Source organism: Lancefieldella parvula DSM 20469, from assembly GCF_000024225.1.
GTDB classification, from domain to species: Bacteria; Actinomycetota; Coriobacteriia; order Coriobacteriales; family Atopobiaceae; genus Lancefieldella; species Lancefieldella parvula.
The window spans coordinates 540,014-559,531 of record NC_013203.1 but is presented as its reverse complement, the minus strand read 5'-3'; the positions used below and the strand labels follow the sequence as shown (position 1 = coordinate 559,531).

General features: G+C 46.7%; 16 protein-coding genes. All 16 read right to left on the bottom strand.

Annotated elements, in window-relative coordinates:
* Window positions 1-47: 47 nt before the first annotated feature.
* Entirely contained in the window at window positions 48-1,136 is a 1,089-nt protein-coding gene (locus APAR_RS02505) for a cell division protein FtsQ/DivIB (RefSeq protein WP_012808577.1), read from the bottom strand.
* A gap of 7 nt (window positions 1,137-1,143) precedes the next feature.
* Window positions 1,144-2,058, bottom strand: coding sequence for a UDP-N-acetylmuramate dehydrogenase (murB, locus tag APAR_RS02500; protein ID WP_012808576.1), 915 nt, complete (start codon window positions 2,056-2,058; stop codon window positions 1,144-1,146).
* Window positions 2,059-2,068: 10 nt separating this feature from the next.
* Entirely contained in the window at window positions 2,069-3,484 is a 1,416-nt protein-coding gene (gene murC / locus APAR_RS02495) for a UDP-N-acetylmuramate--L-alanine ligase (RefSeq protein WP_049754794.1), read from the bottom strand.
* An 81-nt stretch (window positions 3,485-3,565) separates the two neighbouring features.
* A complete protein-coding gene (murG, locus tag APAR_RS02490) occupies window positions 3,566-4,699 on the bottom strand; it encodes an undecaprenyldiphospho-muramoylpentapeptide beta-N-acetylglucosaminyltransferase (RefSeq protein ID WP_012808574.1) in 1,134 nt (377 codons plus the stop codon).
* Window positions 4,700-4,722: 23 nt separating this feature from the next.
* Window positions 4,723-6,252: a putative lipid II flippase FtsW gene (gene ftsW, locus APAR_RS02485; RefSeq protein ID WP_012808573.1), complete on the bottom strand. Its 1,530-nt coding sequence runs from the start codon at window positions 6,250-6,252 to the stop codon at window positions 4,723-4,725.
* Window positions 6,252-7,655: a UDP-N-acetylmuramoyl-L-alanine--D-glutamate ligase gene (murD, locus tag APAR_RS02480; RefSeq protein WP_012808572.1), complete on the bottom strand. Its 1,404-nt coding sequence runs from the start codon at window positions 7,653-7,655 to the stop codon at window positions 6,252-6,254. The genes ftsW and murD overlap by 1 nt, the downstream gene beginning before the upstream one ends.
* A 29-nt stretch (window positions 7,656-7,684) precedes the next feature.
* Window positions 7,685-8,716 (bottom strand): phospho-N-acetylmuramoyl-pentapeptide-transferase, encoded by a 1,032-nt coding sequence (gene mraY, locus APAR_RS02475; RefSeq protein WP_012808571.1) that lies wholly within the window; start codon window positions 8,714-8,716, stop codon window positions 7,685-7,687.
* Window positions 8,716-10,152: a UDP-N-acetylmuramoyl-tripeptide--D-alanyl-D-alanine ligase gene (locus APAR_RS02470; protein WP_012808570.1), complete on the bottom strand. Its 1,437-nt coding sequence runs from the start codon at window positions 10,150-10,152 to the stop codon at window positions 8,716-8,718. The genes mraY and APAR_RS02470 overlap by 1 nt, the downstream gene beginning before the upstream one ends.
* A gap of 8 nt (window positions 10,153-10,160) precedes the next feature.
* Window positions 10,161-11,885: a peptidoglycan D,D-transpeptidase FtsI family protein gene (locus APAR_RS02465; RefSeq protein ID WP_012808569.1), complete on the bottom strand. Its 1,725-nt coding sequence runs from the start codon at window positions 11,883-11,885 to the stop codon at window positions 10,161-10,163.
* A 91-nt stretch (window positions 11,886-11,976) separates the two neighbouring features.
* Window positions 11,977-12,396 (bottom strand): FtsB/FtsL family cell division protein, encoded by a 420-nt coding sequence (locus tag APAR_RS02460; RefSeq protein WP_012808568.1) that lies wholly within the window; start codon window positions 12,394-12,396, stop codon window positions 11,977-11,979.
* A gap of 58 nt (window positions 12,397-12,454) precedes the next feature.
* Window positions 12,455-13,438: a 16S rRNA (cytosine(1402)-N(4))-methyltransferase RsmH gene (rsmH, locus tag APAR_RS02455; protein WP_012808567.1), complete on the bottom strand. Its 984-nt coding sequence runs from the start codon at window positions 13,436-13,438 to the stop codon at window positions 12,455-12,457.
* Between the two features lie 15 nt (window positions 13,439-13,453).
* On the bottom strand, window positions 13,454-13,903 hold the full coding sequence (locus tag APAR_RS02450; RefSeq protein WP_245526063.1) for a division/cell wall cluster transcriptional repressor MraZ: 450 nt from the start codon (window positions 13,901-13,903) through the stop codon (window positions 13,454-13,456).
* Window positions 13,904-14,295: 392 nt separating this feature from the next.
* Window positions 14,296-15,204 carry a site-specific tyrosine recombinase gene (locus tag APAR_RS02445; RefSeq protein WP_012808565.1) on the bottom strand — a complete coding sequence of 303 codons (909 nt, stop codon included), beginning with the start codon at window positions 15,202-15,204 and terminating at the stop codon, window positions 14,296-14,298.
* Between the two features lie 28 nt (window positions 15,205-15,232).
* A complete protein-coding gene (locus APAR_RS02440) occupies window positions 15,233-16,882 on the bottom strand; it encodes a CTP synthase (protein WP_012808564.1) in 1,650 nt (549 codons plus the stop codon).
* 134 nt (window positions 16,883-17,016) lie between these two features.
* Window positions 17,017-18,648, bottom strand: a complete 1,632-nt coding sequence (locus APAR_RS02435; RefSeq protein WP_012808563.1) for a DNA repair protein RecN — start codon at window positions 18,646-18,648, stop codon at window positions 17,017-17,019.
* Window positions 18,649-18,659: 11 nt separating this feature from the next.
* Entirely contained in the window at window positions 18,660-19,517 is an 858-nt protein-coding gene (locus APAR_RS02430) for an NAD(+)/NADH kinase (protein ID WP_012808562.1), read from the bottom strand.
* Between the last annotated feature and the right edge of the window lies 1 nt (window position 19,518).

Below are 19,518 nucleotides of genomic sequence, written 5' to 3'. Positions count from 1 at the left end.
ACGGTAGGAAAAGATTCCCTAACGGCACGTATTACCACAACGATTGCCTATGAAACACCAGAACCAGACTGAACGTTTCCAGTAGAAACTCGTCTGTAGGTTGGGCTTGCAGGCGTTCTTACATTCAAGTAAGTAAGCTCTCCTGGGAACTGCTTAAGCATTGCCAGAATCACTTTTTCTTTATCTGTAATCTGTGTTGGAGAGCCTAAAGCAACCTGTACGCCATTGGTTAGGGTGACGGAAATAGCATCAACACTACTGGCCGAGTAGCTCACAATCTGTGAAGTAAGCTCTGACGAGAACGTAGACTGATACTGCATAACCGCTTGAATTTCTGCATCTGTTGCCGTGGTACCTGCTACAGGAGAAACCGTTGCAGGAACATCGGTAATAAGCAACTTTCCCTCTGATGTTGCCTTCTCAAGCGCTACTGTCGCGGTAGTTTTTCCTTCTGGAACAGTAAGCTGATCAGCCTCGAGCCAAACATTATCCTCACCCAAATACCATGCAACAGGACCAGAAGAAAGCGTCACTATGGCCGTAACCTTACGCTCTATAATAGTAATGCGCAGCGTATTGGGGAACTGCCTCTCATACGTTGCAGATGCTACCCAAGGGTCTTTCTGGAGCTCCTCAGTAATGAGGGACTCGTCCATATTAAGCAGAGTTGTTCCCTCTTCTACTGCAATAAGCTTTTGAATCTGCTCATTAGTAACATGCTCTGTTGGCTCAACCTGAATGTTAGTAATAGCAAAGATCGAAGAAGAGCGTAAGACGAGAAAAGCAATACCAGCAAAAATGGCTAGACTCAACAAAACAATAAAAACTGTCCGTACAGTCTTAAAAGATACTTTTCTGCTGTGTTTAATACGCTCCGCACGAGCTTGATCCGCAGTTTTTGTAGCGTTATTCGGTTTTTTATCAGAAGCCTTTTTAGTAGAAGTCTTTTTAGTAGAAGTCTTTTTAGTAGAAATCTTGGCATCAGAAGCTGTAGTCTCAGCCTTTGGTTTAGGCTTAAAAGCCTTACTCATAAAAGAAGGCTTAGCTTCCCCAGCTGTCTGAGCAGCGCCAGACGATAAAGGCTCCCTCTTTGTGCCCTTACGGCGTGTTTTTTGCTTTGAAGTATCTTCTGCCATATCTTCCCTATGCCCCAAAACCCAGAAGCTTAACCTCTGGTTGAAGATCAATGTCAAACTTTTCTTGCACCGCATCATGTGCCCTGCGCATAAGCGCAATAACATCTGCAGCAGTGGCATTGCCGGTATTCACAATAAAGTTTGCATGGATATCAGAAATCTGAGCTCCACCTTCAGTGGTGCCTTTAAGACCACACTCTTCAATAAGCGCACCAGCAGACCTACTGCCTGGGTTCTTAAAAACAGAACCACAGCAAAGCTGACCAGTTGGCTGGGTATTTCTTCTGCGCTGCAAAAGAGTATCCATACCTAAGGCAACTTTAGAGCGATCAGACGGTGTTAGCGCAAACGTCGTCTCAAGAATAATCTCATCTGGAGCAAACGTAGTATAGCGATAACCCCATTCAATCTCAGAAGCATCATAGCGTACAAGACCCTTACCAGGCTTAAGCACCACACAATCACGGACGGCTTTGCCAATCCAATCATGTCTGGTACCTGCATTCATAGAAAGGGCGCCGCCGATAGTTCCAGGGATACCAGCACACATCTCAAGTCCAGAGAGGCCTGCCTTCATAGCCTCGTTACAAACGCGTGCTGTAAGTGCACCTGCACCTGCAGTAATGAGGTTATTCTCGCCAACTGAAATAGTAGAAAGTTCATCATCAAGAACAATAACGCAGCCGTTATAACCTTTATCGGAAACAAGGATGTTTGAACCCTTACCTAGAAGCACCCAATCAACTCGATTAGCTGCAAGTACCTCAAGCACGCGTACAAGCGCCACATGACTATGAACAGCAGCAAAAAGTGACGCCTTACCGCCAATTCTAAAGGAAGAATGGTGGCCCAGCGGCTCGTCTTGCTTAATTGTTGCATCGAGAGCCCCAGAAAGGCTTACATAGGCGTTAAACAAGCTCACAGCAGAAGTCCTAGTTGTTCTGAAGGCGTTCTTTGAGCGCACGGATAAGCATTGGACCAATCTGAGTAACGTCACCTGCACCCTGAGTAATCAACAGGTCTCCTGGATGAACCGTTTCAAGAAGGTCTGCGATAAGATCACGGCGAGAAGGAATATAGCGCACGTCAGGGACACTATTAGCAGCTTGGACCCTTGAAGAAACTGTCTTGCCAGAGACGCCTGGAATAGGCAGTTCACCTGCGGAGAAAACATCCATGACTCGTAAAACGTCAATGCCGTCAAACGCGTGTGTAAACGAATCTGCCAAGTCTTGTGTTCTGCTGTATCGGTGTGGCTGGAAGACCACAACAACGCGCTTGAAGCCAAGAGGAAGAGCTGCAGACATGGTTGCTGCAATCTCAGTTGGATGGTGGCCGTAATCGTCTACAACGGTGATGCCGTTGATATCGCCCACGTGCGTAAAACGGCGTCGAGCACCCTTGAACTGCGAAAGCGCCGCGGCGGCTTCCTCAAGATCAAAGTTAAGAGTATCGGCAACAGCAATAGCAGCGGTTGCGTTAGCAACATTGTGCTTACCAGGGTTAGCAGGAAGCACCACAGAAATGGTCTGACCAGAAGGAGTCTTGATGGTCAGCGGATTCTCAATACCAGCTTTTCTCTCCTCCTGCTTGCAAACAAAATCGCAGCTTGGATCAAAGCCATAGGTGACCACGTGTCTACCAGTTGACTGAGCAAGTTCGACGTAATGAGGGTTATCACCGTTAATAACAACGGTTTCTTCCTTATCAAGCAAACTCATGAACTCGCAGAAGGTATTCTCGATATTCTCAAGAGAACCGTAGTGGTCAAGATGGTCTGCCTCAATATTGGTAATAACTACCACGCTAGGGTTGAGGAACATAAACGAACCGTCAGACTCGTCAGCTTCGCAGACAAAGTACTGACCGTTACCATTTTTACCATTGGTGTCATAGCCCTCAACAACGCCGCCAATCAAAAACGATGGATCGGCACCAAGCTTATCCAGCATAGTAGCAATCATAGAGGATGTAGTGGTCTTGCCATGAGTTCCAGCAACTGCGATAGTCTTGCGGCCACGTGATAAATACGAGAGCATCTTAGCACGAGGCCAAATAGGAATGGAAAGCTCACGTGCGCGAATGACCTCTGGGTTTGTCTCTGGAATTGCAGTAGAGGTAACAATGACATCAGGCATCACAGTGTCAATAGTGGTTGCGGTGTGTCCAATGCTTACCTGAATACCTGCGTCTTCAAGCTCTCTAACATAATGCGAGCTCTTCAAATCGGAGCCGGTAACCGTGCAGCCGCGCTCGTGCAGGACAAGCGCAATTCCGCTCATACCTGCGCCACCAATTCCAATAAAATGTGCACGCGAGATGTTCTTCTCGCCCATGGAATCTGCCATAAGAGAGCCTTTCCAAATATTGTTATCGTTTAAGTCTTGGACATACCAAGACATGTTTACTCTAACGCAAAACGAGTTGTTTTATACGCCACAAACGGCACTTTCCACAGCGTCAGCTACAAGAGATGCGGCACTGCGCTGGTCAAGTGTAGCGGCAGCCTCTGAAAGCTTTTTACGCTGGTCTGCGTTATCTACCAGATTAAAGAGAGCTGTCGAGAAGGACGTTGTGCCTACCTGGTTATCTGGTACCAAAATAGCTGCTCCTGCATCCGACAACAAATGCGCGTTAGTGGTCTGGTGATCTGCTGTTGCCAGAGGGTACGGCACCAAAATACTTGGGAGCTCAAGGGCTGCAATCTCAGCTACAGAAGATGCCCCGGAACGAGAAACCACCAGGTCAGCAGCAGCAAGCGTAGCACCCATGTTGGAGATATAGGGCTTAACCTCCCAACGAGCAGCTTCTTTATCGGTGAGCTTCATAAGCGAGACAACCTCGTCATAGAGCTTCTGACCTGTTGATTGAATAATACGGAGATTGGGGCGAGCAAGAAGCTCCTGTTTAAGAGTAGCAAATGTCTCATTGATACTACGAGCACCCAGGCTACCACCAAAGATAAGCAGTAATATCTGATCATCTGCAATACCCAAACATTGCCTAGAAGCAGCTCTGTCAGCAGAGAGAACACTCTTACGCACAGGATTGCCTGTAACCACAATAGTGTTCTGAGCTTTTACGTGTCCTTCAAATGCCTTGCGAGCCTCTGGGAACGCAATACATACCTTAGCGGCTTTACCAGCAGAAACACGGTTAGCAAGACCTGTCACCGAATTCTGCTCATGAATTAAATACGGAATGTGAAGTTTTGCGCAGAGCTGAAGCAGGGGCAACTCAACATATGCACCAAAACCAATAGCAACATCAGGAGAACCTTGCTCTTTAAAACGCTTATGCAACTGCAATTTTGCACGCTCAAGATTATATGCTGCGCTCATGAGCGTCCAAGGACGCCTGCGATCAAAGCCGTTTACATGGATAGGCACCAGCTCAAATCCTGCCTCAGGCACCAGCGTACCCTCAAGTTTGTTGGGCTGACCATAAAACGTAACCTGGTGGCCGCGCTCGCGAAGCTCCTCGGCTAAAGCCAGAGCTGGGTTAATGTGACCTGCGGTTCCACCTGCAGCAATTGCAACAGAGAGTTTCTTCTGTTCTGCCATGCGTTCCATCTCCTAGAAATCAGCTATCGACGAGGCCTTGTATTGTTTCCGCGAAGCCTATCTGATGCAGAAGGTCCCAAATCAATTCTGCGCCTACCCGAGGCGTCTGTAGTAATGCGACCTTGAGGGGCATCGTCATTTCTTGAACGCAAAACGCCTCGTGACGGACGTGCGGAGCTCTGCGCGCTGCTCTTAGGGCGAGAAGAACGTGGAAGCGGCATGCCTACTCCTACCCCACCATCAACCATGGTAAGACCCGCAAAGCCTGGAGCATCAAAGTCATCTTGCCCTTCAGCCATACTCCATGTAGCGCGCTGTCTATCGTGCTCGGTTTCTGGAAGCCTTGACTGCCTTGAAACAGACATCAGAAGGCCAATCATCAAGATGCTGGACATAATAGTTGAGCCGCCGTACGAGATAAAAGGCAGAGGCTTGCCGGAGAGAGGCAAAAGACCTAAAACACCGCCAATGTTAACAAAGGCCTGAATGATAAACATAGAAGTACAACCTGCAGCAATAAGCCTACCGGTCAAATCTGGCGCATAGCGAGCAATCTTAAAGCCTGCCCACACTAGCGCACCAAATACAACAAGAAGGCCAAGAACACCAATAAATCCCAGTTCTTCTCCAATAACCGCAAAAATAAAGTCATTGTGAGCCATAGGGAGATACGAATACTTCTGCCTTGAAAAGCCTAGTCCAACACCAAAAATACCACCAGAACCAAAGGCATAAAAGCCCTGGGCAAGCTGATAACCCGCACCGTAATAATCAGCCCAAGGATTAAGCATGGTCATAACACGAGCGCGAGAATAATCATCTTTAAGTGAAAGAAAAGCAAAACCAATGAAGCCAGCAACGGCAATGGTTGCCAAAACTCTTCGATCAACATCAGCAAGGTAGCCAATAACCAAAAGAGTTCCCACAATAATCAAAGTGGAGCCCTTGTCTGGCTGAGCCAGAATAAGCACAAGTGGCACAAGCGCAGCAATGGCAAACTTCTTAAAAAACTCCATCTTATCTATGGTCTGATCGATAAAGTACTGCTGAGCCAGATACGACACAGACACTAAAATAGTAATCTTTGCAAACTCAGATGGCTGGAAAGAAAATGGTCCAATTGAAATCCAACGAGTTGCACCATATGCATCGGCACCAGCAATAGGTGTAAAAATAATTGCTAGCATTCCAATGGTCACAAACCAGATAGGTATCTGGAAGTTTCTTACTACTGCGCGGTAATCAATACGAGAAACAATAAACGCCAACACTACGCCAGCCGCAGCAAAACTAAGCTGACGTTGCACGTAGTAGAAGGGGTTATAACCCATATCCTCAGATGTCATAGCAGAAATTGAGGATGCAGAATAAATCATTACCAAGCCAAAGCATACAAGAATAGCCGTTGACACCAGAAGCACTAGACGAGGCTGCATAAAACGCTCTGGAATGGCACCAAAGCGGCCTTTAGCCTGCGAGCGCTCAGAAGATCTCTGGCGAGAAATACGTGATTGCTGCACGCGTTCTGCATTCCTATTTCTGCTGGTAGACATTATCGACCACTCTCTTCTTGAGCAAGATCTTCCACCAGCTGTTTAAAGACATGACCACGCTGAGCCATGCCAGAAAACTCATCAAATGATGAGCACGCAGGCGAGAGAAGTACTACAAAACCTGGGCGAGCAAGTTCTACTGCGTGGGCAAAGGCCTCACGTAGATGAGGCTCCTCTACCACTTCTGCACGTCCGCCAGAAACGTGGCGAAGTGCTTCTGCAAAGCGAGGACCAGCTTCTCCAAAGCAGATTGCATATGCACAGGTAGCAGACACTTTCTGAGCAAATTTATCCAGTTCTGTGCCCTTATCGTGACCACCAAGAAGCAAAATTATGTCTTTATCTGGAAACGATGTCAGAGACTTCTCAACCGAATCGGTATTGGTTGCCTTGGAATCATTTACGTACAACACGCCATTAATGGTTTTTACAGGCTCAATTCTGTGCTCAAGCGGCATAAAATCCAAAAGGGCATGCCTAATCGACACAATATCAATGCCCAAAAATAGCCCACAAGCGGCCGCAGCAAGAGCATTGAGTGCATTGTGCATTCCTCTAATGTGAAGTGCATCTGTAGCTACAAGCTCCATCTCCTTACCAGACAACCTTACTACCAGTGCGCCATTACGTACAAAGGCAGCATTTTGTGTACCAGGATCTGTCTGAGCAAGATGACATACGCTAATGCCACGAGCCTCAAGGCGAGAAGACACAGCTAGGCAAAACTCATCTAAATCAGACACAATTGCCAAATCATTTACATCAAGGTTGGCAAAAATTTTCTCTTTAGCCGCAGCGTATGCCTCGAGCGAACCATGCCATTCAAGGTGGTCAGGCGTAATGTTTAAAAGCATAGCAACATGAGGATGCAATTTCTGAGTAGTTGCAAGTTGGAAACTTGAAAGCTCTGCAACAAACCAGCTATTAGATTTTCTCTCTGAAAGTTGATCAGTAATAGTAAACCCAATATTTCCAACAGCACATGCATCAAGGCCAGCGTACTGCAGGATAGACGTGGTTAAACTTGTAGTAGTTGTTTTACCATTTGTACCGGTAATACCAATCCATTGAGTAGGACTCTCTTGATAGGCAAACTCTGGCTCTCCTAATATCTGTTTAGAGGCAGCCTTTGCACTTAGGAACAGCTCAGAGGTATCTGGGATACCAGGAGACGCAATGGTCAGGTCAAAGGTGCCCTCAACCTGATCAGAGCCGCATTGAACCTGCACGCCTGAGTCTGCAAGCCCTTGGACCTTCTCGCCAACAGTAGCATCTGCGCCGCCCACAAGGGTTATGGAAGACACACGACCTTCTGGCTGCTGCAGCAAGTACGCACAGACAGAGACGCCGGTCTTACCAAAACCAAGAACACACACATCACCAAGTGTTTCTAGAAGCGACACGCAAGCGATCCTTTCCTAAGGCAATACCTTTAATGAAGCTGGAAGTACAGAGCAAAGCCCAAAGCAGCAAATGCTCCGGAAATAATCCAGAACCTAAATACTACTTTTGTCTCGTTCCAGCCAAGTTTTTCAAAGTGATGATGCAGAGGGGCCATCAAGAATACACGCTTTTTAGTTGTCTTATAACTGACAACCTGAATGATAACGGACAGCGCCTCGATAATAAAAAGACCGCCCATGACCAGGGAAACTACCTCAGTCTTGGTAAGAACAGCTAAGGCTGCAAAAGCAGCGCCCCAGGCAAGAGAGCCGGTATCACCCATAAAAATGCTTGCAGGATAGCTGTTAAACCACAAAAAACCAATACAAGCACCTGCAATAGATGCAGCAAAGACAGCAAGGCTACTCTCGCCATAACGAAACGCTACAGCAGCCATAAAAATCATAACAACCATGACGCAACCGCCAGCCAAACCATCAAGACCATCAGTGAGGTTGACGGCGTTGGAAAGGCCTGCCATGAGCAAAAAGACAAAGAAAAGATAAAGCCAAGGAATAGAAATTGAGTTTTCACCTAAATTGACGGTAGTGGTGAGGATGCCCAGATTGATATCAAGGCCACCTGGAAATGCAATAATTGGAGTAATGCCCCAAATATTAACTGCTGCCAGGCAAAATGCCACAGAGATAGTAATAAGTCCAGCCATCTTCTGAGATGCTGTGAGGCCAAGGCTTCTGCCGTGAGCAACAGACTCAATGTCATCCAAAAGACCCAGCGAACCCGTCAGCAACATAGCTGCCATGACAAGAATGAGGTCGGTGTTCCACTGAGCAAGTGCAATACAGGTAAGCACAATGCTCACCAACATTACGACGCCACCCATAGTTGGAGTACCCTGTTTGATCAGGTGCTGCTGAGGACCGTCAGCACGAACCTGCTGACCCACTCCCTCTTTCTTCATCAATTTGATAAAGAGTGGCATTAAAACCATAGTAATAATACAGGAGACACCAAGCGCCACAAACACCTGGTATGTTGGGTAAATAGTTTGAAAAAACATTACTCGGTAACTCCTTTGACAAAAATATCAAGCTGGGCAGACCTAGATGCCTTGGCGAGAAGAACATCTCCTTGTTTCAGTACTGGCCCGAGTACGGCAAGCGCTTCATTAACATCATTAAACTGTTCAATTTTATCTTCCGAGAAGCCCATAACGCGCGCTGCTTCAACCATTTCACGTGCTGCTCCTGTGCCTACAAAAGCAACAAAATCTGGGTTCTTAGCAGCAATATAGGCACCCACATATCCATGAAGGCGCTTCTCTTCTGGTCCAAGCTCACCAATCTCTCCAATGAGCGCAATGCGACGACCCTCTGCGGGCATCTGCATTAAAACATCAAGAGCAGCAGCTGTTGAGTTTGGACTTGCGTTATAAGAGTCATCAATAATCTTGGCACCACAGGTAGCATCAAGTACCGAAAGACGCATGCGAGTAGCTGGCATCTGCTCAATTGCCTCTGCTGCAGCATCAAGATCAAGGCCAAGCGTCTCTACAGCCTCAAGCGCCAAGAGAAGGTCGTCGACAACAACGCGACCAGGTACCTCAAGGGTTACTGTGCGTGACCAGCCAGAAGATGCACTAATAGTGGCTGTTGGAAGGCCTTTCTCGTCAAGAATGACCTTCTGAGCACTCATGACATCATCTTCTGTAGCACCCACGGTCTTGCAAACAACGCGAGCAGGACGAGCAAACTTGTCTGCGATGAACTTGGTGTAATCCCCTGCCGAGGCCTGAATAAGCGTAGGTTCAATTGAACCAAATGCTCGCATGCCAGAGACAATCTCTGCCTTGGCACGCGCAATGTTTTTACGGCTGCCGAGAAGACCAATGTGGCTGGTACCAACATTTGTAATGACCGCCACAGTTGGACGAGCAACAGAAGTGAGCCTGGTAATCTCGCCAGCATGATTCATGCCCAACTCAAGCACTAGAACCTCGGTGTCTTCAGGAGTTGAAAGTACCGTAAGTGGCAGACCAATAAGGTTGTTATGGTTGCCGGCGGTAGCATGCACACGACGAGTAGCGCCAATGCCGCGACGAAGCATTTCTTTGGTGGTAGTTTTACCAACTGATCCAGTTACACCCACAACCAGCCAGTTTGGATGTGCTTCTCGCCAAGCAGCGGCAAGAGCAAGCAAAAACGCCTCACAGTCATCATCAGCGGCTTCAAGAACACTAGCTCCTGTGGCGGCTAGGCTGTCAAGCAGATTGTCTGTTACAGGTTCTGATGCCACAACAACAGCAGCGCCCGCCTGAGCAGCAGATAAAAGATACGAGTTTCCATTGACCTTCTCGCCAGCGAAGGCCACGAAGAGCGAGCCTTGCTGAACCTCGCGAGAGTCAATCACAGCGCAGCCCGCAACCTCGCGAGTTCCGCGATGGAGCAGCTGAGCATGAGTAGCTGCGACTATTTGTTCAACCGAAAGCTTAACCATGAGCTCTCCTATGGATTTATTGGTTGAATATTAAGGCGTGTAGCTGCGTCTTTTGCAAATTGCGAGAAGACTACAGCAGCAGATTGAGATGCCAGCTGATGGGTATCGTTAAGTCCAACGTAGACCATCAAATCAGATTCTGATGGGTTTACGATACCGCAGAAGGAGGCAACAAAACCGGAATTCTCGCCGTATGAGCCGGTTTCTTCCACAACCTGCTGACCAGTACCTGTTTTACCAGCAACGGTATAACCATAGATACCTGCACGGACACCAGTGCCTTCTTTGACAACTGTGGTCATCATGTCAAGTTCGGCAGAAGCAGTGGAAGAAGAAATAACGTCTTTAGTAGGCCAGCTAACCTCTTGTCCACCCTTAGAAACCATAAAGTGCGGAGTTACCATGGTTCCCTTATTTGCGACAGCGGTATATGCACGGATAACCTGGATAAATGGAATTGCAAGACCCTGACCAAACGCCATGTTTCCACCAGTTGGTCCTTCGTACTGGTCCAAGCTACGTACAATTCCTGTAGCCTCACCTGGGAAGTCAATACCTGTGGTATGTCCTATGCCAAACTTATCAATTCCTTCTGCAAAGCGCTTATCACCTATGAGTTGCGTCTCGAGGAAGGCCATACCAACATTAGAGGAACGCCTGAGCATCTCTCTTACACTCATATCCATGGCACTGGTACGCCAGTCATCGTCGGTAACCTTGTTGTCGCCAACCTGAAGCTCAGTTGGAATGTTAAAGGTTGAATTTGGACCAAAGAGATTATTATCCACGCCAATAGAGGTGGTGATTACCTTAAATACCGAGCCTGGCTCATAGATACTTGAGACTAGCTTGAGGTTGAGGGATTCGTAGTCAACACCGTTATCGCTTTCAAAATCTGGCAGAGGATACGAAGCAGCAGCATAAATCTCTCCGGTACGAGGATTCATTGCCATGATTGAGCCACCTTGCTTGGCCTCAAAGTCCTTTACTGCAGCAGTAAGCTGCTCTTCTGCCTTCTTTTGCAATTCAATGTCAATGGAAAGAACAATGTCTTGACCATTTTGAGCCTCAGTGATGTTTGAAGTACCGCCTGCAATTGGCGTACCGCCTGCACCGGTCTCTACAATCATATGACCATTGGTACCAGCAAGAATATCGTTGTAGTAATACTCCAGACCAGAAGCGCCCTCATTATCAGCGTTTACAAAGCCAAGAATCTGAACGCCAACATTACCGTATGGATAAACGCGCTTAGTGTTATTAACAAAATAGATGCCCTTGAGTTTTTTCTCGCCAAGCGCTTTTTCAATCTTGGAAGCGGTATCAGTGTCAACACGACGACGAACGTAGACAAACGTAGTGTCTTGCTGCAAGTCTCCAAGATAGTCTGAAGGACTTCCCCCTAAGAAAGAGGCAATGACCTGTGCTACGGTGCTAGCGTCTTTGATTTCTGAAGGATTGGCGTAAATGTCTTTGCAGTCAACGCTCATAGCTAAAACGTTGCCATTGCGGTCGTAAATGGTGCCACGACGAGCGTGCAAAACAATATCGTTAGTGCGGTTATTCTCGGCACCTTTTGAAAGATCTGCTGCAGTAAAGATTTGCAGCCAAGCAAGCCTTAGGACAACAATTGCCACCATAATAGCCATAGCAGCTGCTACGCGGCGAAGCCTGCCTTCAGGACCAACGCCATCCGAGCCACCACTACTACCTCGATGACCGCGAAAATGCACACGAGAGGCCTCGTCGTACGAGGCCTCAGGAGTTTTTCTGCGCAATGCGCGAGTATGTCGATTCTGCGTACTCACAACGTATATTTTACGCCTAAGCGTTATTGCTTACATCTACAACAGGACGATTTGTTTCAAGAGTCATGCCGTAATTCTGAGTAGCAATACGCTCAATACGTGTAGTGCTTGCAAGCAGGGAGCGAGAAACGCGCAAAGAGTCATTAGTTGCAGTTGTTGCGCGCATTTCATTTCTGATGGCGTTGTTAGACTGAAGTGTAGAAACCGTTGCGGTAGAGATGCCAACGCGAACAACACCAAGCGTTAAAAAGAGTGCTGCAGCAACGGCAATGAGTTTAACACGCTGGATAAACTGGCTGCTTACACCACGACGAGCATCAGCATCAAGGCCGCCACCAGGGACAACCTCAAAGGATGAGCGAGTGCTCTGTTCAGGAGCGTACTCATGCTCAAACTGAATTGTGCGTGCTACAGCCTCTGATCCGTAACGTGCCATTAAACTTCAATCCCTTCAAAAACTTCTTCACAAAAAGCAACAAGTGCTATGGGGTACTTCATTTCTCTGGGTTGCGTTTAACCGCTACCCTCATCAGGGCACTTCTCGCCCTTGGGTTGCGCTCAATCTCTTCTGGAGTTGCCACAAGAGGTTTGCGCGTAATCACGTCAACTATCGGCACTTGACCACACATACAAACCGGAAGGTCTGGTGGGCAAATACAACCTTGGCTTAACTCGGAGAACACGTGCTTGACAATGCGATCTTCAAGCGAGTGATACGAAATAACACAAATCCTGCCCCCTGGATTAGCCCAGGCAATAGCAGAACGAAGTCCGCGTTCCAGCACTTCAAGCTCATGATTAACTTCGATACGAAGCGCTTGGAACGTCTTTCTGGCAGGATGTCCGCCATGACGACGTGCTGCTGCTGGAATTGCCGCCTTGATTACCTCAACAAGTTCAAACGTCGTTTGGATGGGACGTTTTTCTCTCGTTTGCACAATGCGTCGTGCAATTCTTGAGGCAAATTTTTCGTCCCCATAAATTCGAAGGATTCGGGCGAGGTCGGCTTCGTTATAGGTGTTTATGACCTCTTGTGCAGTTGGAGTTTGTTTACCCGGGTCCATTCGCATATCCAACGGGGCATCTTCATGGTACGAAAAGCCTCGCTCTGGGATATCAAGCTGAGGAGAAGAAACACCAATGTCAAAGAGGAAACAATCAACTCCGGGAACTTCTGCAGAAACGAGAAGCTCATCGAGGTCACCAAAGTTTCCCTTAAGCGGCAAAAACTCCGCGTTTGGTACTTCTTGCTTCAGGCGAGCAGCTGCTGCTTGATGAGCCATTGCGTCCTGGTCAATTCCAATGGAAAGACCGTCTGGAGCAATCAGCTTTGCCATCTCTACGGTGTGACCCGCTCCTCCCAAAGTGCAGTCGCAAACAACTTCACCTGGCTTGGGATCCAACTCGCGCAGCACTTCTGCAAGCATTACTGGTTGGTGCCGATATTCGACTTTCAAGTTACCTTCTTCTACCTTCACGATCTTCTCGCCTCACTAGGCGCCAAAGATAAGATCCTCGAGCGTTGCAACGCGATCATCTGCCGAGAAGAGACTGTTCCACTTGTTGGTGTTCCAAATCTCAAAGTGGTCACCGTTACCGACAATGGTGACGTCGCGGTCAAGCTGGAGCTTCTCTCTAGCCTGTGGATCGGACTCGTCAATCTTTCCCAGAGCAACGCGGCCGGCCGAGTCAATGTCGACGGTTGTTGCTGCTGCATTCAGCATGCGAAGTGCTGTGACGTCGTCACGATTCCTTGGGTTGAGGTTCAGACTTGCAATCCAAGCCTCATACGCCTCAGGTGAGTAGCCGTAAAGCGCGTCCTGACGACGGAGCAAAATGACAACATCTCCAAGCTGCTTGCGCTGAGGTGCAGGAAGAGTCACACGAATCTTGGAGTCCAGCGAACGCTGATACTGACCAGTAAGCATGCCTCCCCCTTTCACGTTGGCGCCCCTTGCCGCGCGGGCTGTGTTTGTGTTGTGTGTGTGCGGCAATGCTTGGGCATAGTCCGTCGATTGAACGTGGAATAAATATAACTCATTTCGACACTTACACACACTAGAAAACACTTTCCAACACTAAGTATTTTTCTAATGGTCTAGCTGGAGTTTAACGAAGACATGAATTGATTGATTAAGACCACAATATGTAGTGTTTAAAAAAATCCGAACTACAAAAGAACGGATTTTCTCGGCCATAAGAATGCTTTATTAAATTTTTTATTGAGTAATAATTTTTGAGGAATTTGTGGTGAACTCGTGACGAAAATCACACGTTACTCTGACGAAACCGTCAATTTGCTTTTATGCATTCACCACTTTGCCCCACACGTGATTTATTTATCCGCATGGACATGAGCTCTTGGATGAGCTTCAAGATACACATCTCTAATGTGAGACCTATCTACGTGCGTATAAAGCTGCGTAGTTGAAATATCTACATGCCCCAAAAGCTCCTGAACCGAGCGAAGATCAGCTCCGCCTTCTAAAAGGTGTGTAGCAAAACTATGACGCAGTGTATGAGGATGTAAGCCTTCAATTCCCACTACCCTGCCGTAATTTGCCACCAATTTATGAACCGACTGGCGAGAAATACGTCCACCTCGAGCGTTTACAAAGACCTCAGACACTTGTCCATGCTTAAGTAATAAAGAGCGAGCTTCAAAGAGATATGTTTTAAGCGCACGATATGCAGAGCCCAATACGGGAACTACGCGCTCTTTGGAGCCCTTTCCAAAAACACGTAAGAGTTCATCTTCTAAAAGGACTCCACGTACTTCAAGATCACAAAGCTCAGACACGCGAAGTCCACATCCATACAACAACTCAAGTATTGCTTTATCGCGAATACCTAGAGGCGAATTAGGAAACGGTTGATCAAGAAGTTCTTCTGCCTTCTCTTGAGAAATAACGTCAGGAAGCCTTTGAATTCTTGCTGTAGTAGGTAAATCTTCAGCTGGCGAAGACTCACAAATTTGCTCAACAGCCATAAACTTGTGAAAATTCCTAATTGCTGCAGTATGACGCTCAACTGAAGCTGGAGCCATACCTAAATCTCTGAGAGAACCAATGTACTCTTCTACGTCGGATCGAGTCACCTGATTGGGTGAAGTAATTTTTTTGCCGCTCAACCAGAACAAATAGCCCTCTAAATCTCTGGTATAAGCATCAAGCGTATTTACAGAAAGACCTCGCTCAACAGCAACGTACGCTATATATTCTGTACGCGCTTGAGCGAGGTCCATAATCAATCTTTCTTAGTAAAGACTCTGTTTAGAGAGTCTGATTAACATCATGACGATCAACACCCTCATGATGAGCGATTGCTGCACGTGCAAACTCACGGAACAAAGGTGCAGGATGAGTTGGACGGCTCTTGAACTCTGGGTGTGCTTGGCTTGCAACAAACCAAGGGTGAACAGACTCTGGAAGCTCAATCATCTCTACAAGGCGATCGTCTGGAGAAATGCCGGAAACTACCAAACCAGCCTCAACAAGCTGATTACGGAATACGTTGCTAACCTCATAGCGGTGACGATGACGCTCATAAACCAAGTTGTCACCATAAGCCTCATGCGCAAGAGTTCCCTCAACAACCTTACAAGGATAAGAACCAAGGCGCATAGTACCGCCTTTATCGGTAATATCCTCCTGATCAGGCATAAGATCGATGACAGGATATGGAGTATCTGGACCAAACTCTGCTGAATTTGCGCCCTCCATTCCACAAACATCACGAGCAAACTCAGTAACAGCCATCTGCATACCAAGGCAGACACCAAGATAAGGAATCTTAAGCTCACGGGCACGACGAATAGCAACCATCTTGCCTTCTACACCACGAAGACCAAAGCCGCCGGGAACCAAAATACCATCTGCGCCGGCAAGCTCTTGCTCCACGTCTTCTTCTGTTAGCTCTTCACCATTTACCAGACGGATATCAACGTGTCTGCCGTAGAAAATACCAGAGTGGTGAAGTGCCTCAATAACGGAAAGATATGCATCAGGTAACTGCGTATACTTACCAACAACATAAATTCTTGTTGTGTCTTCAAGCGCATTTGCCTTATGCATAGCAGTAGTAAATGCTTCCCAGCCACCAAGATCACTTGGACGAACTTCAAGACCAAGACGCTCAAGTACCTTCTTGTCAAATCCCTGTGCTGCCAAGTGCGCTGGGACGTCGTAAATTGAAGGCAAATCATTGTTCTCAAAAACGCAATCTGCATCAACATCACAGAAATTAGCGATTTTCTCGCGAATAGATTCATCCACAGAATGGCTTGAACGACATACGATAAAGTCTGGCTGAATACCAAGGGAACGAAGCTCTTTTACGGAGTGCTGCGTAGGCTTAGTCTTGACCTCATGAGCAGCTGCGATATAAGGAACAAGACTGACGTGAATAATAGCAACGTTACTTGCGCCTCGCTCTTTTCTGAATTGGCGAATTGCCTCAACAAAAGGTTGTGACTCAATATCGCCAATAGTGCCACCCAGCTCCGTGATAACTACATCAGCATTAGTAACCTCTTCAATGCGAGCAAAACGAGCTTTAATTGCGTCAGTTACATGAGGAATTACCTGAACTGTACCACCAAGAAAGTCTCCAGCACGTTCACGCTGAATCAAAGACTGATAAATGAGACCAGTGGTGAAGTTAGACTCCCTAGTAAGGTTCTCATCAATAAAACGCTCATAATGACCAAGGTCAAGGTCAGTCTCTTTACCATCCTCAGTTACAAAAACCTCACCATGCTGGAAAGGACTCATGGTGCCTGGATCAACATTGAGATAAGGGTCAGCTTTTTGCATCATGACCTTATAGCCACGAGCCTTAAGAAGTCGGCCGAGAGATGCAGCAGTGATTCCTTTTCCAAGAGAAGAAACAACGCCGCCTGTTACAAATATGTGCTTGGTCATGGATTGCTCCCGTAGGTAAGATTAGCCAATTACATTTCTACGGGTCTTTATATTATTCCGCTTTAAAGCCCATAGAGTCGAGAAATTTAATCTCCAAACAAATACATTGTTATGTCCATGTAATTCTGAAAAATCTAGTAAGTTTCTGTGAGTAGTTCATGCGCGTGAGCCAAAGAAGCCTCAGTTATTGAGCCTGATAGCATACGTGCAATCTCTTCTTCTCTCTGAGTACCAGAAACCTCTGTAAGCGAGGTTATAGGAAGGGCGTTATGTTCTTCTGTCTTAGACACTACATAGTGTTTTGAAGCCAGAACAGCAACTTGTGGCAAATGAGTTACCACAATCACCTGATGTGTTTTAGCAAGCTGCGCTAAAACCTCTGCAAGAGCAACAGCAGTAGTTCCGCCAACGCCAGCATCAACTTCATCAAATACAAGCGTATCGCAGTCATCAGACTCTCCAAGGACCACTTTGCACGCAAGCATAACGCGAGAAACCTCACCACCAGAAGCAATCTTTCTAAGAGGGCGAGCTGTCATCTGAGCTGAGGGCTTATACATAAGCTCAATCTTTGTAGAGCCGACTTTATTCCACTGCTCAAAAGGAAGATCTTCAAAATTCAATTCAATCTGAGCTGAACCCATCTGCAAATGACTCATTTGCAGATTAACTGCATCACACAATTTTGGAGCCGCAGCGACACGAACCTTTTTAAGCGCGTTAGCCTTTACGCTAAGAGTATCTTTTGCTCTATCAACCTCTGCCTGTGCTTCACGAACAAGCTTTTTTGTATCTCTTGTAACCTCAAGAAGATTTTGAGCCGCCTGGTATTTCTTAAATACATCTTTCATACCAGGACCATACGTTCTCATAAGACCTTGGAGACGAGCCATACGGCTTTGCATCTCTTCAAGGGCTTCTTCGTCAAAATCAAGAGACCCAACATAGCTTCTAAGCTCTGAGGAAACATCTTCAATCTCTATAAGTGCGCTTGAAAGAGACTCTGCATAGGAGCCTAACGTAGCATCAAACGTTGAAGCATTTTGAAGAATCTGAACTGCCTCTGAAAGTGAATCAATAACACCCTCATCACTTGAGAGTAACTCATGTGTTCCTCCCGCAGCTTGAAGGAGTGCTTCTGCATGCTCAAACCGAGGAAGTTGTTCCTCTAAATCTTCTAACTCTCCTTCTTTAGGAGAAACCTCATCAATTTTTTGGACAAGAAATGATGCTTCATCAATTTTTGCGTTACTTGACTGGCTTACTTCAATAACTCGTTGGAGCTCGGCAATTGCAACATAGTAAGCATGTAGAGCGTCTTTATACTCTGCCTGGTAAGACTGAATATCTGGCCCAATCCATGCATCCAACATGCTGACATGATTTTTTACATCAAGAAGTCTTTGGTGTTCATGCTGTCCGCAAAGATCAATTGAGGTTCCAATACCCCCAGCCAACTCTTTAACTGATGCCATGTGACCATCAATCTCTACTCTACCTCTACCATCAGCAGAGACTTTTCTAGAGACCACAATTCCCTCTTGATCTTCTGAAGAGGTAAAGAAACGTGCTTCAACCCGAAGAGCATCCGTTCCTTCTCTGACTGCAGAAGCATCTGCACGCTCACCAACTAAGAGCTTAATAGAGGATAAAAGAGCAGTTTTACCAGCACCTGTCTCTCCCGTTAAAACAGTTAAGCCAGAGGCGGGAGCAAAAGAGGCATCATCAATGAGTGCAACATTTTGCACGCGAAGTTCATCAAGCATACATAACCTGCTTACTGACCAGTTTTACCGTAAAATACGCGAGAAACTGAACGATAGAAACTATCAGCGCTCCTATCAAGCAGAATGATATCTCCCGGTCCACGGCTAATACGAGCTTTAGTAGCCGCACCTTCCTCTGGATGCTTGATGTTTTGTCCATCAGAAAAGAAATGACACGGTGCAGGCCGATCTTTTGACATGGTAATTTCAACTACATCAGAAGGAGATGTAAGGAATGCACGAGCCAGAATAGTATGTGGCGCAATTGGTACACAAACCATTCCCGAAAACTCTGGTGTAACAATCGGTCCACCTGCAGCCAATGCATAACCAGTTGATCCTGTTGCCGTACTAACTACAAAGCCATCTCCACGAAGCTTATCAATATGGTTGCCAGATACAGAAACCGTAAACTCAACCATATCACCAGCCCCACCTCTGGAAACAGCAAAATCATTGAGCGAGAAGGTTTTCTTGACGTAGGTTTCTTCAGAAGGAAGCTCGTATTCTGTTTCTATTGCGAGCGTTGCTCTTCTAGAAACATGGAGCTCTCCTGCAAGAGCATCAGCTACCATCTCAATCATTTGATTGGGAGTTGCACTAGTCAAAAAGCCAAGGTGACCATATGAAATACCCAAAATAGGAATTTCTGAATACTCAACAATTCTGGCAGCTCTAAGAAGTGTTCCGTCTCCACCAAGGGAAATAACAAGCTGACAATCAGAGCAGTCTACATCTTTATCTGGAAACAACTTTTTATCGTGTGCCCACTGGACATCACATCCCTGATTAAAAAGCCATTCTTCAAGTTCACGTGCACCAGAAACAGCAACTTCTCTTGAATAATTTGGAACAAGAAGTACCTTCACG

Excerpts from the sequence above, each read along its gene's own strand:
- APAR_RS02440 (WP_012808564.1), bottom strand. The coding sequence starts at position 16,882 with ATGACCAAGCACATATTTGTAACAGGCGGCGTTGTTTCTTCTCTTGGA.
- ftsW (WP_012808573.1), bottom strand. The coding sequence starts at position 6,252 with ATGTCTACCAGCAGAAATAGGAATGCAGAACGCGTGCAGCAATCACGT.
- APAR_RS02435 (WP_012808563.1), bottom strand. The coding sequence starts at position 18,648 with ATGCTTGATGAACTTCGCGTGCAAAATGTTGCACTCATTGATGATGCC.
- mraY (WP_012808571.1), bottom strand. The coding sequence starts at position 8,716 with ATGTTTTTTCAAACTATTTACCCAACATACCAGGTGTTTGTGGCGCTT.
- APAR_RS02460 (WP_012808568.1), bottom strand. The coding sequence starts at position 12,396 with ATGGCACGTTACGGATCAGAGGCTGTAGCACGCACAATTCAGTTTGAG.
- APAR_RS02505 (WP_012808577.1), bottom strand. The coding sequence starts at position 1,136 with ATGGCAGAAGATACTTCAAAGCAAAAAACACGCCGTAAGGGCACAAAG.
- APAR_RS02470 (WP_012808570.1), bottom strand. The coding sequence starts at position 10,152 with ATGGTTAAGCTTTCGGTTGAACAAATAGTCGCAGCTACTCATGCTCAG.
- murC (WP_049754794.1), bottom strand. The coding sequence starts at position 3,484 with ATGGCAGATTCCATGGGCGAGAAGAACATCTCGCGTGCACATTTTATT.
- APAR_RS02445 (WP_012808565.1), bottom strand. The coding sequence starts at position 15,204 with ATGGACCTCGCTCAAGCGCGTACAGAATATATAGCGTACGTTGCTGTT.
- murG (WP_012808574.1), bottom strand. The coding sequence starts at position 4,699 with ATGGCAGAACAGAAGAAACTCTCTGTTGCAATTGCTGCAGGTGGAACC.